Below are 17,102 nucleotides of genomic sequence, written 5' to 3'. Positions count from 1 at the left end.
GTTTAAAATTTAAAATTATAGGTTATTGTTGGGATTGGGTGAGAAAAAATAGAGCTTTGATAAGCTTCAACGTTACCTGTTCCAGAGGTTTGGAAGAATACTGAATATGGATTATTTCTTCCTAGGACGTTATATACAGAGATATTCCAAAAACTATGAGCAAACTTTTTAATCTTATGATTCCCTTCAATATTAATACCTACATCCAATCGGAAGTAATCAGGAATTCTAAATTGATTTCTGTTACTATAAGTTAAGTATTCTGTTCCTTGATAAATAAATTTTCCTGTAGGGTAGGTGATTGGTCTTCCCGTTTGATAAGAGAAATTGGTAGAAAAACTATATCTTTTTGTAAATTTATAATTTAAAATAAGATTTAAATCATGGGGTTTATCATAGTTTGTTGGAAAGAATTTTCCGCCATTAACACGTTCTTCTTGGAACATGCTATTTAGTTGAATTAAAGATCTAGAGTAGTTGTAACTAAACCATCCATTAAGTCTACCAGAATTCTTTTTTAGTAAAAACTCTACTCCATAAGATTTTCCGTTTCCTTGGATTATTTGAGTTTCCACTTGTTCGTTTAACAATAAGGTCGCACCAATTTTATAGTCTAAGATGTTTTTATAAGTCTTATAGTACCCTTCTAAGCTAAGCTCAATATCTTGATCGTCTAGGTTCTTAAATACTCCTAATGAAAATTGAGAACTTTCTTGTGGAGTAATATTAGAATCTGAAAGTCTCCATGTATCTATTGGAGTAGCTGTGGTATTGTTGTTTAATCGATGTATGTATTGAAAGGCTTTGTTGTAACTCGCTTTTAGAGACAATGAATTGTCAAAAGCATACCTACTAGCAATTCTATAACTAAAATTATGGTAGGTTTTAAATACTTCATTATTACCATAGGTTGTTGAGTTTACTAAAGTAGTTGGATTCTTGGGACCACCACTTTGGTATTCTCTTTGGGTGGATGCTCCTAAGGCTAGATATTGATTTAAACGCAGACCTACGTTAAAATTAAGTTTTGGGGTTACCTTTATTTCGTCTGAAATAAACAAGGCATTTTCTAGGGCTTTTTCTTCTTGAATATTAAGAGGACTCACGATAGAATTGGTTCCGTTTGGTACAATATTACCTGGGTTTACTCTATAGAGTTTCGCTTCAAAACCATAATCGAATTTATGAGTATCAGAGTGATCATACTTCATTTTAAGTTTTAAGTTCGTCTCGTTTATTTTATACGTAAGGTTGAATGCTTTTGTATCGTTAGTTTCATAATCGATATCAAAAGAATAGTTACTATTTGATAGGATTAAATTCCCTCTATTTTTATCATTAAATTTATGATGCCAATTAAGAGAAAACATGGTGTTTCCATATTTATTAATGGTATCTGAAGCAATTTGATATTGATCTCTACTGTAGTAACCAGTAAATTTTACGGTGTTATTGTCATTAATACGATGTGTATATTTTCCAATAACATCATAGAAAGAAGCGCTACTTTTCTCAAAATTCTTTTCATCAATAAGCCCTAAGATCCAATCAGAATAAGTACCTCTAACCCCAAGGTTTAATCCAGATTTATCTTTTACAACGGGAATTTCAACATTCAGGTTTCCTGTAACAGGGCCAATAGAAGCTTCTCCTTTAAATTTTTTAACATCAGCGTCTTTTGTAGTGATTTCAAAAACGGAAGATAACTTTCCGCCATATTCAGCTGGAATATTACCTGTGTATATCTTTAAATCTTTGGTCGTAAAAGGATTGATGGCAGAGAACAAGCCTAAGAAGTGTGTAGGGTTATAAATCACTCCGTTGTCTAATAAAAACAAGTTTTGATCTACTTTTCCTCCTCTAACATTTACTCCTTCCGCACCTTCACCTGCTGATTTAATAGAGGGTAGGGTAATGGCTACTTTTAAGATATCTCGTTCACCAAGGACCAAAGGAATGTTTTTAATGTCTTGTGTTTTAATTTGACTAATTCCACCAACCGTTTGTCGAATATTATCTTTTTTATTGGCATTGATAACAACTTCGTCGAGCTCTTCAGATTTAGGGTTTAGAGAGAAGTTTAATTGACCATCGTTATACATAATCAACTTCTTGTAATTACCATCAAATCCAACAAAAGATGTTTCTACTTCATTTTTGCCATAAGGCAGTTCGAGTCGGTAGTATCCTTTTTTGTTAGAAGTTGTATAGATGTTTTTCTCTTTTTCTAAAATGGTTACACCTTCAATCGGAGTATTGTTTTTATCATTTATAATATATCCAGATAGGGTATAGGTAGCACGTTTTGATTTCGTTTCTTTCCCAATTTTAATTATACTTTCATCAATATTGGTTTTAGATTCGACTAAAACGGGAGCCAATTCATTGGAAGAACTGGTGTTATTAACATCATATATGGAACTTTTAACTAGGTTTCCGCTTGTTAGAATTACTTGATTCTTGTTATGAATGTAATAATTGATTTTACTGTCTTTAAAAATTGAGTTTAATATGTTTTCAATTTTTTCATCTTTAAAAGAAATGTTTATAGGAGTATCGTCTAACCAATCATCAAGAAAGAAAAAGCGATATTCACTTTTTTTCTCGATAAGTTCTATGATTTCTTTTTTGTTTAATTGATTTATCTCTAATGAAATCGTGTTTTCTTTTTCTTGAGATACAATAGGGAACGCTACTAGCACGAGAAGCGTTGGGAGCAATTTTCTAATAAATGATAGCATCATTTTAATTTTCAAGTTGGTTCATTAGTTCTATTATGAAGGTTTTATAATTGTTCTTTTTTAAAGAGGAATTGTCATTAAAAAAGGACGTTATCTGTTTTCTTTTTTCGGGAAAAATTTTAATAAAATCTTTTCTTGATTCTATTGGGAAGTATTGATTGTTGTAATAAAGGTAGAATTCATCTACTTCTTTTTCAAAAGTATGATAAACGTAGTTTTCATTAGTGTTTTTCTCTACAGATTTTTGATGTTTTTTAAGAACAGAAAAATTATCAAAAACGGCTATTTTTTCTAAGAAACCATATTTCTGAGGAAAAGTATTGACAAAATTATGATTGTGTATCTGAAAGTGATCAATTAAGTTTTTCTCTAAAATGATCGAAAGTTTTTGCTCTTGATTGGTAATTCTAGCAATAATGATATCGTTTACAATATCATATTTTAGTTCAGCATTGAAAAAATCTTCACCTCGATAGTGAATGTTTCCTTTTTGAAAAACATCTGACAAAAAACAGTTGTGATTGTTTTTTATTCTCTTTCTAAATTTTTCTTCAAAAAAAACTCCATAGCTTAATTTAGTATTAAAGGTTCCTACTGTTTTATCGAAGTTTGAATACATCGAAGAACCTTGATTTTTACTCTGTGAAAAACCGAAACATACAAAAAAAAGTATAAAGCTAACAAGTAGTAGATTTTTCATTTAAATAGCTTTTTTGTTGTGAATGTATTGTTTTTTTTAATACAAGAATGTTAAAAAGGTGTTTTTTCGATGAATTGTTTATGATAAGTTCAGTCTAAAAAAGGGTAGAAAATAAAAAACCACCTAACTAGGTGGTTTTTATAGTTTATGTAAAGTGAACTTAGTTCTTACTAGGTGTATTTTTTAAAATCTCTAATAAATACTTCCAGAATTTTTCTGTTGATGAGATTTGTGCACGCTCATCTGGAGAGTGTGCTCCTCTAATATTTGGTCCAAATGAAATCATATCCATTTTAGGATAGTTGGTTCCCAAAATACCACATTCTAATCCTGCATGACAAGCTGCAACATGTGGTTGTTCTCCGTTGTTCATTTGTACATATAAATCCCTTAATACTTGTAAGATTTCAGAGTTTACGTTTGGTAACCAACCAGGGTATGAACCTGAAAACTCTACTTCAAATCCTGCTAATTCAAAAGCAGAACGTAAAGAGTTTGCTAAATCCCACTTATTGGTTTCAGAAGAAGAACGTGTTAAACATCCAATTTTAATAGCACCGTCTTTTACAATAACACGTGCTATATTATTCGAAGTTTCTACTAAATCTTCAATATCCGGACTCATACGATACACACCGTTTAAGGCAGTATAAATAGCTTTGATTAATCCTTCTTGTACGCCTAAATCCATTACAGAAGCTGGAGTTGCAACTTCTTTTAATTCAATGGCTAAGTTTTCTTCTAAAGAAGCAAATTCTTCTTTAATAGTATTGATAAGCTCGTTGATTTCAAATAAGAATGGTTCTTTAGAAATAGTATCTACTACTACAGTAGCAAAGCTTTCACGTGGAATAGCGTTACGTAAACTACCACCGTTGATTTCAGCTACACGTAAACCATAGTTTGTGAATCCGTCGAATAATAAACGGTTCATGATTTTGTTAGCATTTCCTAAACCTTTATGAATGTCCATTCCAGAATGTCCACCGTTTAATCCAGTTACAGAAATTTCAAAAGCTGTAGCATTTTCTGAAGTAGCTTCTTCTGCATAGGTTCTTGTAGCGGTAATGTCTACACCACCAGCACAACCAATACCTATTTCATCATCTTCTTCGGTATCTAAGTTTAATAAGATATCACCAGTTAATAAACCTCCTTCTAATCCCATAGCACCAGTCATACCAGTTTCTTCATCAATGGTAAATAGTGCTTCAATAGCAGGGTGTGCAATATCTGTAGACGATAAAACCGCCATGATAGAAGCAACTCCTAAACCATTATCGGCTCCTAAAGTAGTTCCTAGAGCTTTTACCCAATCACCATCTACAAACATTTTAATTCCTTCAGTGTCAAAATCAAAATCTGTATCTGAATTTTTCTGACAAACCATATCTAAGTGACTTTGCATCACTACCGTTTTACGGTCTTCCATTCCAGCAGTAGCAGGCTTACGAATAATTACATTTCCTACCTTGTCTACTTGAGTTTCTAGGTTCAAACTTTTACCAAAGTCAACCATAAATTGAATAACTCTTTCTTCTTTTTTTGATGGACGAGGAACTGAATTTAAATCAGCAAAGTGATTCCAAACCGCTTTAGGTTCTAGGTTTCTTATTTCTGAACTCATTATGAATTGTTTGTTTAATTTTTGATGCATCAAAGGTACTAATTTCAAATGTCAGTTCGAGTGATTTTGATTTTGAATTAAAATGAAAAAACAAAATTGTATCGAGAACAAATTGATTGTCAGGTCTCTTGATGATTTTTGTTGCTGTTATTATAAGCAAAGTGACAAAAAATGGATTTCAAAGTTGAATGTTGTACCTTTGTAGGCTATGGATTTTTCTTCAAAACTTTTAGAAAATGCAGTAAATGAAGTAAGTCGATTACCGGGTATTGGTAAACGAACAGCTTTACGTTTGGTATTGCATTTATTAAAACAGCCTTCTGAAAATACCAAGTACTTGACAGAAGCCTTATCTACTTTACGAAATGAAGTAAAATCTTGTAAGAAATGTCATAATATTTCAGATACTATTTTGTGTGAAATATGTGCAAATCCGAATAGACATACCGAAGTAATTTGTGTAGTAGAGGATATTCGTGATGTAATGGCTATTGAGAATACTGCACAGTTTAAAGGTTTGTATCATGTTTTAGGAGGGAAGATTTCTCCGATGGAGGGAATTGGTCCACAGAACTTACAAATAGAAAGTCTGGTTGAAAAAGTTCGAAATGGAGAGGTAAAAGAATTAATCTTTGCCTTGAGTTCTACTATGGAAGGGGATACCACCAATTTTTATATTTACAAACAAATCGAAAAATACAATATCACTACGTCTACCATTGCACGTGGAATCTCTGTAGGAGATGAACTAGAATATGCCGATGAAGTTACGTTGGGACGTAGTATTGTAAATAGAATTCCGTTTGAAAATAGTTTGAGGTCTTAATCATCTTTTTCTTTTTTTATTAAGTTATCATCTTACCTTATGTGTTATAAGGTAAATACCTTCTTTGTTTGTAAGCATAAAATCAAATGCTATGTAACTATATCAAATTATAAAAAACGTAGAAGAAGTTTTTATGAGCATTCTACTAATTAAAAATGAGGAGTGAAAATATCCTCCAAAGAAACATTTTGTTCCGCCTTGTCGCCAAGTTGTACTTAATAGTTATTCGTTTATAGGTCGTTCCTTAAACTGTAGGTTTTTAGAAAAAAGGAAAACAGTAGGTACCTATGGGGGTAAGACAACCATAAATACAATAATCATACATATTATGAATGTAATTAAAATCAGGAAGAATTTCTACTAAGGGGATTGCAAAGAGAGCACAGGATAATAAAACTGAGACAAGTTTAGTAAAAAAAGAAACTTTCCTAGTCTCTACAAATTCAATATTTAGTTGTTCATAGCTATGTTTCATAGAGTAAAAATAGTAAAACCAAAATAAAGTAAAATAGTAGTAATTATAGGAATTTCTGTCCTAAGTCAAATAAAAAGAAATATGAAATAATTAAGTACAAAGTTAATACAATCAAATTATGAAGTTTTTCATTTTTACTTGTATCAAAAATCTTTTCGTAAACGAATTTTAAAATAATAAACGGTAAGATATAACAAATAAAAATTGTGAATAATGTGATCAAAATTATCTGAGTTTTCCAATTTAGGAAGGCAAGATATTAAAATTAGTTAGTAAAGTAAATTATAAAATAATTGTAGTTAATCGGAACTATTGAAAAATCCGATAAGTTCATTGATATATTTGTAGTAAATAATTATTTTTCTAAACTAGCTAGAGTTAAAGACATATAAAATCGTTGATTTCTGTACGAAATTGATGGTGTAACGATGTGTTGTATATGTATATAAACAAATTATTATTCTTGCCTAATCAAAAATGGCCATTCACTCATTTTGATTTTTTAACCCTAAAGATTGAATATAAATTTGTCTGAAATAAAAGATAAAATGAATAAATCTATTTGCACACTGTTTCTGTTTTTAACAAATACCTATTTGATTTTTGGTCAAGTAAATAAAAAAAGAGTATATGAAATTTCCGTTTTTAACGAACCACAAACGATTGAATTAATAGAATACGATAACGGAAAATATTCGGGGAATGTAATTACAAAAATAAGTAAAGGAAAAAGAGGGGCAGGTTGGATAGATAGAACTTGGAAAAATATTTGGAACATAAAAGATAAAGAAATTGTCGATAAAAATTCAATAGACCAAACAGTTGTAAAAGAACTAATGGCTGAATTAAAAGATAACGGAATTGAAACTATAAAAAAATGTAGTGATGATAATGAATGCAATAAGCATATGTTTCTTGATGGAGGAACAGTTGGTTTTAATATAAAAACATCTGAAATAGAAAGAGAATATTGGTTTGAGGAAATCTATCCTTTAAACGAAAAGAACAAAGAGAAAATATACTTAAGATTTAAAGCGCAAATACTAATTACAATTCTTTATAAACATATTGATTTAAAACAAAGATTCTCGGACTTGTTCAAAAGACTTCCAAGAGGATATTATTATTGGTATCTATCAAGTGGAAATTCGATAGTGATGATAAAAAACAGGAAGCGAAAAAAAAATATGCGTAACAACTGCATGTATAGTAAATAGCAGTTGAATTCCTTATCTGAATACTATCTTTCGGTAACGGCTGAAAAATTATAGTGATTTCCAGCAGCGGACATCAAAAAAAATTTAATATTATTTACTACAAACACCTTATTTAAGGTGTTTTTTTATGTCCAAAATTTTGTAATAAGAATATTAAAATAATTGTAGTTATCCTTCAATGATCTTAATTGTTAAAATTATGAAACCGAAAAAGATTAGACATACTCCAAGTAACAAAAATAAGGTTGAAAATGGTAAGTAGTTTATCCATGCAAGAGCGTTAAATACATTACCTAAAAGTATTAGAATAAGCCATAAGAGTTCTTTAGCAATTTTTTTCATAAACCAAATGTAAACAAACTAAAAGCGGTAGTTAAACAATTAATGTATCTGCCATAATACACCCAAGAATAACAAGATTGGTAAAATTAACGAAGCAATGATACTTAACAAATTAAATATTAAACCTGAAGTATAACGAAATTGGTAAGATTTGATAGAGCTTACTATTGAAACAATGAATAAGAGGAAACAAATAATTAATACCCAGAATTTATTATAGAAAATGTAACGGTTAAACTTTACATTATCTAAATTAAAGATAGTAATAAGATTTAAGCATAACAAAAACAATGGATATAAGGTTAAAAAAATCTTTTTCATATACTAAATAAAGTAAAACTGTAGTTATCTATCAATTATTTTAACCATTAAGATTATAAAGCCGGAAAAGATTGTACCTATTCCTAAAATCATAAATAAAAAGCTAAAAGGGAAAAAGTCTATCCATGCAAGAGCATTAATAATGTAGCCTAATAGCATTAGAATAAGCCATGATAATTCCTTAGCAATTTTTTTAATCATACATCAAAAATAGTAAAACCAAAATAAAGTAAAAGAGTAGTTAGAAGAGTGGTAAAAAAAAGAAAAGCGAACCGAAGTTCGCTTAAAATTTTAAAGAGTTTCCCATACAAGACAACAACTTGGATTAATTGGTACAGCACATCTAACAGCTTCTCTTGGTAAAGGAACACATAGTTCGTTTACAGGTGGTAAACCATCACCACCACTAATAGATTTTTGTTCTGACTTGTTCAAAGTTGTTCCTAAGTTTAAAATGTTCTTTAACATAAAATAGATTTTTAATTTTCTCAAACATATGAATAAAGAATTATGAGAAATAATTAAAAACCTTACTAAAAATAAGGTTTTACCTTGTTTAACTAAAATTAACATTTCAATAAAATAGTATCAATACGATGGGAAAACTAACTATATTAGGTACCTAAATTGGTTATTTTGTTCCTTCCACCATTAAAAGAATCTCTTTAATAATGGTATCAGCATTTTCTTTTTTGGTAATAATAGAGCCATGATTGGCGTCCATGACAAATTGTTTACTATTGCTAGATAACTCTTTTAATTCTTTTTGCATTTGCAACCAAATTTGAACCTGTTTGTCAGGATCAATACCTTGTTTTCTGTATTTCTCTTTTTGAACTTCTCTATACTGTTCAGTAGCACTAAAAACTAAAAGAGGCAATGAATCTAGATTGTTGGTTTGTCCTGCTCGTAAAAGAATATCGTGGTTAATGCTGTTTTCTTTTAAATATCTTTTATATACTTTTCCTGAATAGGTATTAAGGTTACGAGAACGAATATGACATTCTTTAGGAAGTCCATCGTTTCTAAATTTAGGAGCAGACATTTTATTGAAAATACCCGATATCCCCATTTCTGCAAGTATTAACCCCAATTTTATAGAGCTAATATGCTCTTCTGGGATTAAATCTTTTTGAGCTAATCGTTTCCATTGCTCAGGGTGACTAGCATCTATAAGTACAAGTCCTTTTACTTCGTTTGGATAGAGGTCTCTGTATATTCGTTGATAAAGGCCACCCATAGAATGTCCTACTAAAATATAAGGAGGTTTTTCACCGTTCTTTTCTAATAAACCATGTAGTTGATGAGCATAATATGCGGAGTTAATAGAATCATTACTTGTTTCACTAAAACCTTTTCCTTCTCTATCATAACGAATGACTCTCATTTTGTGCTTTAAGCCTTCCGCAACCCAATGAAACATATCTGTGGTTCCACCTGCACCGGCTTCAAGAATAAGTGTAGGTAAATCATTCTTTTCACCTTCGGCAATGATATGGAGTTTGGTTCCGTTAAGATCTACTAATTTTCCTAGAGGAACAGGTTCAGAGCTAAACAATCGAAAGCATAGTCCAGAAATTAAAAGAAGTAGTATAAGTCCAGCAATAATCTTACTTATCCATAAGAGGATTTTGCGAAGTGTTTTCATAGTAATTCTAAATAAAAATGATTGTACTTTTAGTGATGACTAAATTAACCTATTATCCCTTAATTTTAAAGAGAAAAAGTGGTTTTTAGTTTATGATATAGCGACTGTTTTTTGAACTGTTTGTTGTGGGCAATATTATCAAGAATTAGAATAAAAAGTAACAAGACGATACTCAATTCGTCTTAGAAATAAAGAGAAAAAATGAGAATCTTTAAATTAATAATTGCATTAGTAATCTGTTCGTTGATTTGCTGTAAGCAAGAAAAGGAAGAAGTTAAACCTGTTTCTAAAGATATAATTGTTGAAAATGTAAAAGAGAATATAAGTTTATCAGGAACATTGTCTTTGCCCAATGAAAAAGGAATTTTTCCAGCAGTGATTTTGATTAGTGGAAATGGTAAACACAATAGAAATGCTGAGTTTGCCAATCACAAACCCTTTTTAGATGTTTCTAATTATTTGACAAAAAAAGGAATAGCTGTATTTCGTTATGATAAAAGAGGAGTAGGAGAGTCTACAGGAGATTATGGTGCAGCGAATTCTTTTGATTTTGCTAATGATGTTAGGGCTATTTTTAAGTATTTACAAACCAGAAAAGAAATCGATCAAAATAAAATAGGTTTAATAGGTCATAGTGAAGGAGGTTTAATAGCTCCTATTGTTGCTGGTGAGTCTCCAGAGATTGCATTTATTATATCGTTGGCGGGTCCAAGCCTTTCTGGAAATAAAATTCTATTATCTCAACAAAAGGCAATTGCTATGGCTAAGGGGCAGGAGCCGTCGGATATAGAAAAATCTCAAAAATTGAATCGGGATGCTTTCGAAATTGTTCGATTATATAAGAATAAGGATACTCTAAAGAGCAAAATGACTGAATATATTGAAAGAATATCTTTGAATGATCCAGACAAGCCGGAAAGCATGACTTATGATGAATATGTAAAAGCTCAAGTAAATGGAGTTTTAAGACCATGGATGGTAAATTTTTTAAACTACAATCCAGAAGAGTATATTAAAAAAGTTAAATGCCCAGTTTTAGCACTTAATGGAGCAAAAGACTTACAGGTTTTGGCAAGTGAAAATTTACCTGAATGGAAACGGATATTGGTGAATTCAGGAAATACAAAGGTAACGGTTAGAGAGTTTTCTAATTTAAATCATTTATTTCAAGAAAGTAAAACAGGGTTGCCTGAAGAGTATGAAAAATTAGAAGAATCCTTTTCAATAAAGGTAATGGAGGAAATGGTAAATTGGATTCAACAACAATTGTAGTAATTGTTTCAAAACTTAAAATATAGAAAAGCACCGGCTATACGCATCGGTGCTTTTAAGTTATACTATGCCGGAATTACCATAAATGGAATGTTTAGTATATGGCCTAAATTGGCTATAACAGGTTCTCTAAATAGGTTTTCAAAGAAATTATGCTTGTATTTGATCATGGTTAAAACATCAATATTTTCATTATTGATAAAGTTGGTAATTTCATTAGTTATGCTTGTGTTTTGAGAAAGCTCTACATAGTTACTCTGTACATCGTTTAAATACATTTGTAACGAATCTAAATTTTCTTTTTGACTTGTATTTAACTCATTAGTTGTTTGTATATGAAAGATATGTAATTTGGAGTTATGTAAGCTTGCTAAATTTCTAATTTCATCTAATTCTTTACTATTATATAAGCGTTTAAATCCACTTGAAAATCCAATGTTTTTCGGAGTTGTATATGCCGTATTACTAGGTATTGCTAATACAGGACATTTAGAAAGCGTACTCATAACTTCTACCGTATTGCTTCCTACAAAGATTTCTTTAGAGCCTGTGGCTCCTTTGGTACCCATAATAACTAAATCTATATTATGATTTTCTACAGCAATACTTACTGCTTGTTCAATGTCATAGGTACTAGTTGAAATACTAAAACTATGCTTTGCATTGGAATGTGTTTTCTCTAATCGTTCTTGTAGATGTTTTAGGTCCTTTACTGCATTTTCTTGCATTACACGAGCTAGTTTATTTGAAAATGAAGAAATCCTAGAAGATTTAACTGGAGCAGCATGAAGTAAGTGAAAAACACATTCTTCATCAGCAAATAAATTTAGAGCGTACACGGTAGCTGTCCATGCATTTTCTGAAAAATCGGTGGGTATTAATATGCGTTTCATAATGATAGGTTTTAAGAGTTAGTTAATGGTGAGACATTAGTATTTGTTTACGTTTACTGAGTTGTCTCTCTAAATCACTAATAGTGTTCTTAACCGCCAATTGATAATTGTCTTCATTTGAAGAAGCAAATATTTGTGGGCCAGATTGACTCAATACAATTTCACAAATTTTACCTTTTGGCGTAGGGTCATTCTCGTATTTGATAAATACTTGTGCTTTGATAAGCGAATCGTATTTTTTATGAAGTTTGTTTAGTTTTTGTTGAATGAAGTCTTGTAGACTTTCACTTACTGGCATTTTAACAAATTGAATATGTACTTCCATCTTGTATTGTTTTAATTTAATACTCAAATTTAATTGGAAGAAATACCTTTAGGAATGATATATGTCAGTTTATATTTAAGTTTATAATGGTATATTTATAGGGAGTTGTGGTGTTATTGCATAGCATGCAATTAGATGTCGATACATATCAGTATGCAATGAATTTTATCTCAAAGTACTGATTCTTTTAAAGTTAATGAAAATATTTTAGTTTTCACCTTATTTGTTGAGTAACTAATTGTAATAAATCATAAAAAAGAAGCCACTATACAATGGCTTCTTTTTAGATTTTCTGCTAGAAAATAAACTAGTTTTTCTTTTTTAGTTTCACAATGTCAAAAACGTTATTGTATTTTTCTGCAAACAAAAAGTCGGAAAGTATCGATTTTAGGTTTCTCTTTCTTTCAGGTGCTACATCACCCTTTTTTTTGTTAGGATCTGTACTTTCTGAAAGTACCTTGTGTATGTATTGTTCTTGATAATAATCCAAGGTGCTTTTTAAGTTTTCATCTAAACTCAAGCCTTGGAAAGTTAACTTTTTATAACTCACTATTTAAATCCTCTTTGTATTTGTTTAATAACTTCTTGGTAATACCCATGTTAGCCTTTTCTCTATCTAATGCTAAATAGATAAAATACTCTCCGTTTTGTGAGATATTAATGGTGTGTATTTGGTTAGATAAGTTAAATTGAATATCGTTTAACTCTTCATTAATGTCTAGAGCATTCATTGTTTTTCGCTTTGCATTTATAATTTCAACATTAAATGCAGATGCTAATTCTGGATCAAACCCTTCAATGCTAGAATCTGAAATTAATGATTCTCCAGAAGACATTTCTGTTACGCTCACACCTCTGTAACCTGGAATATTTTCTTTTACATTGTTTACTAACCCTTTTAAAACTGTTTCCATAATTTATTAATATTTATTTGTTTAACTCTTTTCTTAAGCTTAGTTCTAATACGCCTAGATTCATGTTTTTATCTGAGAAAAAGCAAATGATAAAATCATCAAGCTTTATTAAAGCAATATTTTTTTTATTCGATTTTATGGTAAGATTAGATAATTCTGATTCAAAAAAATCGGTAAAAAAATGTTGCGCCATATTAAAAACTGTAGCGCTAAATGCTGTAATGTTTTCTGCTGTTTTATTACTTTCTTTAGGATAAGAATCAATAATATTTCCATCTCTTTCAAAAAGATAAATACTATGAGAATTCGTATTAGATAAAAGTTCTTTTAAATTCAATTTTATATTGTTTAAGATTATAAATACATGTGCTGATTGTTAGAGGAAAGTTTAAGGTTAAGTTTGGAGCAAAATTAGTTAAGACGCTAGCGTGGTTTTGATTATTAAAGCGGTATAAAGTCAAAGAATCGGAAATTTATACCTCAATAAATGGTTCTTGTGAATTCTTGTAGAGAATTATAGGTCTTTACATGGTTTAGCTATGGATAGCTTGTAAAAAATAAAACCCAACTTTAAGGCTTAAGCAGAGGAAATTAAACAACTAACTATTGACTTGAGCATTAAGTTGGGCTTTAACATAATAAGGGGTGTAAATTCCTTATTAGTACATCAAACTAACATAAGGGATAGAACGTTCGTCAAAGGTATTATGGAGATTAGTGGGATACAAAAAAATGAGGGAGGTATGAGTTTAGAAATCAGAAATATAAACTCTTAAAATACTTTTATGAAGCTTTGTACTGAGCAGGCGTCATATGAACATTCTTTTTAAAAGCGCTGTAAAAAGTTGCCTTGGTGTGAAATCCAGCTTCAAAACCAATTCCTTCAATAGATAAATGCTGAGTTTGCTCACTTTTTAAAAGCTTTTTAGCTAGTTCAACTCTAAATGAGTTGATATAATTGTTAAAATTTTTTGATTTAACGGTATTGATAGAGTAAGAAATTCGTTTAGGATGAATGTTCAATGTTTCTGCAATATCAATGATGGTTAGTTTGTTGTTCATATAACATCGAGACTCGATTACATATGTTTCAACTTTGAGACAAATGTTTTGAGCTTCTTTAAGAGGCATTAGGTTATGAGATATTTGAGGAGAAATATGAGTGTCGGTATTGATGAAAGATGAATTTGGTTCTTTATCAAGAGCAGCGTTGTTGTTACTTTTCTCTTTAAGTTTTTTATTATCCCAAACAAGTGCTCTGACATTTTCTTGGGTTACTCCTTTAAAAGAAACCCAATAAATAAGAATAACATTGAGTACAGAAATCCAAGCATACCATACATGACTTTTTAAGAAAATGTTGGTTAGGATTAACAAATGAAATAAAACACTAGCGTAGGTAAACCATTTAGACCAACTCAATGTTTTACTATGAATATAGGTGTATTGATTTTCTACTTCAATAACGTGTGAATGAATCCATTTTAATATGAGATAGGCAATGTAGAGTGAATATGATAAGCCAGCAATAAAATATAAAATAGCAATAGATGATTCTTTTATTTGAAGTTTTATTTGATAAGGGAGCATAAAAATAACCAAGGCTATACTGAATTCAATTATTCCAGGAATTAAGGTCCAGTTACTGGTCTTTTTATCTTTTAATATAGATGTTTTTTGAATGTATATAAGTAAAAAAGGATATGCTAGAAAATGAAATCCTACAGGGAGTAACTCAAGTTCTGGGTGTTTTTCTAGGTAACCAAGATCATGGAGTACATTGGGCATGGGTTCTAGTGCGAACAAAATTATAAACAGACCTAGAAATAGAGTTGGTTTGTTTTTTTTTGAATAATAAAAAATTAAAATCAAGCCAAATAATAACCCCTGTACGACTCCTAATGAATCAATGAAACTAATAATGCTGTTTGATAAATCCATTCGTGTTAGCTTAAAAATAAATAGGTAAAGAAAAAGATGAAATGGTATTCATTTTTTAGTTGTTAAAATTTAATTGAGGGCATGCAAAATAGGGGTATTATTATTTAATAATTGATATACAGGGTGTTTTTTAAGTTTAATATTCTGAAATATTTACTAAAAAGAATAATTAAACTTTAAAAGGGGTGCTATAGAAACAAAAAAGCGAAGTGTACACTTCGCTTTTTTTATAGTTTATTATATATTTTCATCTTCTTCGAGTAATTCCTCTTCAAATTTGTCCCAACTCTTTTTAGCACGTATTTTTTTATACAGTCTAACAGCTAACATTAATAGGATAGAAACAAGAAGAATTCCTACAACTCCCCAAATCCAATTAATGGTGTCTTTTAATACCACTAAAAAGACAATTGCAAATAAAAGAATCGTTGCTACTTCATTCCATAAACGAAGTTTAAGAGAAGTGTATTTGATTTCGTCTCGTTGTAATTGTTTGTAAATAACTTGACAAAATCCGTGGTATACGTATAAAACCAATACAAAAGATAGTTTTACCAACATCCAACCTTCTTCTAAATAAATTGGGTTTTTATACAGCATCCAAAATGCAAAAAAACTTGCTAAAATGGCAGAAGGCCAAGTAATAATATACCACAAACGCTTTTGCATAAGCTTGTATTGCGTTTGTAGAATTTCTTTGGAAGGTTGCTCTTTTTTATCTGCTTCAACATGGTAAATAAATAAACGTACCATGTAGAATAGTCCGGCAAACCAAGTAACTACAAAAATAATATGTAATGCTTTAACGTATAAAAAATCCATGATTAGTTGTTGTTAAATTCGTTGATCCAATTGGCTAATACAGCTACCCATTCATCATTATCATTAATACAAGGTACTGTATAGAATTCATCACCACCAGCTTCTAAAAATTCATGTTTACCTTCCATTGCAATTTCCTCTAAGGTTTCTAAACAGTCAGAAACAAAAGCAGGAGTTACAATAGCTAACTTTTTAATACCATCCTTTTCGGCTTTGTTAACGATCGTTCTATCGGTATATGGTTGTAACCAAGGATCTACTCCTAAACGCGATTGGAAAGAGGTAGATACTTTGTTTTCGTCCAAACCTAATTCAGCCATAACATTCTTTGTAGTTTGATAACACTGATGTCTATAGCAAAATTTATGCGCATCTGAAGGAGTATTACAACAAGTTAAATTACCAGCTTCTGGGTTACAATGAGACTTGGTAATATCTGATTTTCGAATATGTCTCTCAGGAACTCCGTGATACGAGAATAATAAATGATCATAGTCTTTATCTTTCAAGTAATCTTTAATACTATTCGATAATGCTTTGATATATTCTGGTTGGTTATAAAAAGCAGGAACATCGGTTATTTTCATATCCGAAAAATGCTTTTTACGCAATTCTTCTGCGAATACTAAGATGGTTTCCGTAGTTGCCATGGCAAATTGCGGATATAACGGCACTAATAAAACATCTTTAACGCCTTTATCATATAATTCTTGTAACCCGCTTTGTAAAGACGGATTTCCATAACGCATTGCTAAAGCAACAGGTAATTCTGTTTTAGCCTGAACCTTGTCTTGTAGTCTTTCAGAAAGCACAATTAAAGGAGAACCTTCTTTCCACCAAATTTTTTGATAAGCCTCAGCAGATTTTTTAGGTCGTGTATTTAAAATAATTCCTCTAACAATAAAAGCTCTTAACCAATAAGGAACGTCGATAACACGCTCATCCATTAAAAACTGATCTAAATACTTTTTTACATCTTTTGGATCTGTACTGTCTGGAGATCCTAAGTTTACTAATAAAACTCCTTTCATGTTTTAT

General features: G+C 30.4%; 16 protein-coding genes. 3 read left to right on the top strand and 13 right to left on the bottom strand.

Translation table 11 applies throughout. The features are described from left to right. Nucleotides 1-2: 2 nt before the first annotated feature. The 3 genes from Q0873_RS05390 to Q0873_RS05380 form a co-directional block, all read right to left on the bottom strand. The gene (locus tag Q0873_RS05390) at nucleotides 3-2,744 is read right to left on the bottom strand and encodes a TonB-dependent receptor (RefSeq protein ID WP_299104880.1); all 2,742 of its coding nucleotides are present in this window, start codon (nucleotides 2,742-2,744) and stop codon (nucleotides 3-5) included. 1 nt (nucleotide 2,745) lies between these two features. Continuing rightward, the gene (locus Q0873_RS05385; RefSeq protein ID WP_299104879.1) at nucleotides 2,746-3,441 is read right to left on the bottom strand and encodes a hypothetical protein; all 696 of its coding nucleotides are present in this window, start codon (nucleotides 3,439-3,441) and stop codon (nucleotides 2,746-2,748) included. Between the two features lie 160 nt (nucleotides 3,442-3,601). Continuing rightward, complete coding sequence (locus Q0873_RS05380; RefSeq protein WP_299104877.1) at nucleotides 3,602-5,068, bottom strand: aminoacyl-histidine dipeptidase; 1,467 nt, start codon at nucleotides 5,066-5,068, stop codon at nucleotides 3,602-3,604. A 208-nt stretch (nucleotides 5,069-5,276) separates the two neighbouring features. Between Q0873_RS05380 and recR the strand changes: the two genes are divergently transcribed. Next, complete coding sequence (gene recR / locus Q0873_RS05375) at nucleotides 5,277-5,894, top strand: recombination mediator RecR (protein WP_299104876.1); 618 nt, start codon at nucleotides 5,277-5,279, stop codon at nucleotides 5,892-5,894. A gap of 1,023 nt (nucleotides 5,895-6,917) precedes the next feature. Next, the gene (locus tag Q0873_RS05370) at nucleotides 6,918-7,586 is read left to right on the top strand and encodes a hypothetical protein (protein ID WP_299104875.1); all 669 of its coding nucleotides are present in this window, start codon (nucleotides 6,918-6,920) and stop codon (nucleotides 7,584-7,586) included. A gap of 954 nt (nucleotides 7,587-8,540) precedes the next feature. Here the strand turns inward: Q0873_RS05370 and Q0873_RS05365 are convergent. After that, complete coding sequence (locus Q0873_RS05365; RefSeq protein WP_299104874.1) at nucleotides 8,541-8,717, bottom strand: hypothetical protein; 177 nt, start codon at nucleotides 8,715-8,717, stop codon at nucleotides 8,541-8,543. Between the two features lie 163 nt (nucleotides 8,718-8,880). After that, entirely contained in the window at nucleotides 8,881-9,897 is a 1,017-nt protein-coding gene (locus Q0873_RS05360; RefSeq protein ID WP_299104873.1) for an alpha/beta hydrolase, read from the bottom strand. 201 nt (nucleotides 9,898-10,098) lie between these two features. Here Q0873_RS05360 and Q0873_RS05355 point away from each other — a divergent pair, with 201 nt between their 5' ends. Next, nucleotides 10,099-11,169 (top strand): alpha/beta fold hydrolase, encoded by a 1,071-nt coding sequence (locus Q0873_RS05355; protein ID WP_299104872.1) that lies wholly within the window; start codon nucleotides 10,099-10,101, stop codon nucleotides 11,167-11,169. Between the two features lie 65 nt (nucleotides 11,170-11,234). Here the strand turns inward: Q0873_RS05355 and Q0873_RS05350 are convergent, their stop codons facing one another. The 8 genes from Q0873_RS05350 to hemH form a co-directional block, all read right to left on the bottom strand. Beyond that, entirely contained in the window at nucleotides 11,235-12,062 is an 828-nt protein-coding gene (locus tag Q0873_RS05350) for a universal stress protein (RefSeq protein ID WP_299104871.1), read from the bottom strand. Between the two features lie 22 nt (nucleotides 12,063-12,084). Then, on the bottom strand, nucleotides 12,085-12,387 hold the full coding sequence (raiA, locus tag Q0873_RS05345; protein ID WP_299104870.1) for a ribosome-associated translation inhibitor RaiA: 303 nt from the start codon (nucleotides 12,385-12,387) through the stop codon (nucleotides 12,085-12,087). A 307-nt stretch (nucleotides 12,388-12,694) separates the two neighbouring features. Then, nucleotides 12,695-12,907: a hypothetical protein gene (locus Q0873_RS05340; protein WP_299104869.1), complete on the bottom strand. Its 213-nt coding sequence runs from the start codon at nucleotides 12,905-12,907 to the stop codon at nucleotides 12,695-12,697. Between the two features lie 19 nt (nucleotides 12,908-12,926). Beyond that, complete coding sequence (locus Q0873_RS05335) at nucleotides 12,927-13,301, bottom strand: hypothetical protein (protein WP_299104868.1); 375 nt, start codon at nucleotides 13,299-13,301, stop codon at nucleotides 12,927-12,929. A gap of 13 nt (nucleotides 13,302-13,314) precedes the next feature. Next, nucleotides 13,315-13,638, bottom strand: a complete 324-nt coding sequence (locus tag Q0873_RS05330; RefSeq protein WP_299104867.1) for a roadblock/LC7 domain-containing protein — start codon at nucleotides 13,636-13,638, stop codon at nucleotides 13,315-13,317. Between the two features lie 446 nt (nucleotides 13,639-14,084). Further along, complete coding sequence (locus Q0873_RS05325; RefSeq protein WP_299104866.1) at nucleotides 14,085-15,089, bottom strand: helix-turn-helix domain-containing protein; 1,005 nt, start codon at nucleotides 15,087-15,089, stop codon at nucleotides 14,085-14,087. Between the two features lie 390 nt (nucleotides 15,090-15,479). Then, nucleotides 15,480-16,064, bottom strand: a complete 585-nt coding sequence (locus Q0873_RS05320; RefSeq protein WP_299104865.1) for a CopD family protein — start codon at nucleotides 16,062-16,064, stop codon at nucleotides 15,480-15,482. 2 nt (nucleotides 16,065-16,066) lie between these two features. Beyond that, the gene (gene hemH / locus Q0873_RS05315; protein ID WP_299104863.1) at nucleotides 16,067-17,095 is read right to left on the bottom strand and encodes a ferrochelatase; all 1,029 of its coding nucleotides are present in this window, start codon (nucleotides 17,093-17,095) and stop codon (nucleotides 16,067-16,069) included. Nucleotides 17,096-17,102: the final 7 nt, after the last annotated feature.

It is taken from the genome of uncultured Tenacibaculum sp. (assembly GCF_947498805.1).
GTDB lineage: Bacteria > Bacteroidota > Bacteroidia > Flavobacteriales > Flavobacteriaceae > Polaribacter.
Note: the sequence above shows the minus strand (reverse complement) of the source record. Positions and strands in the feature narration are given on the sequence as shown.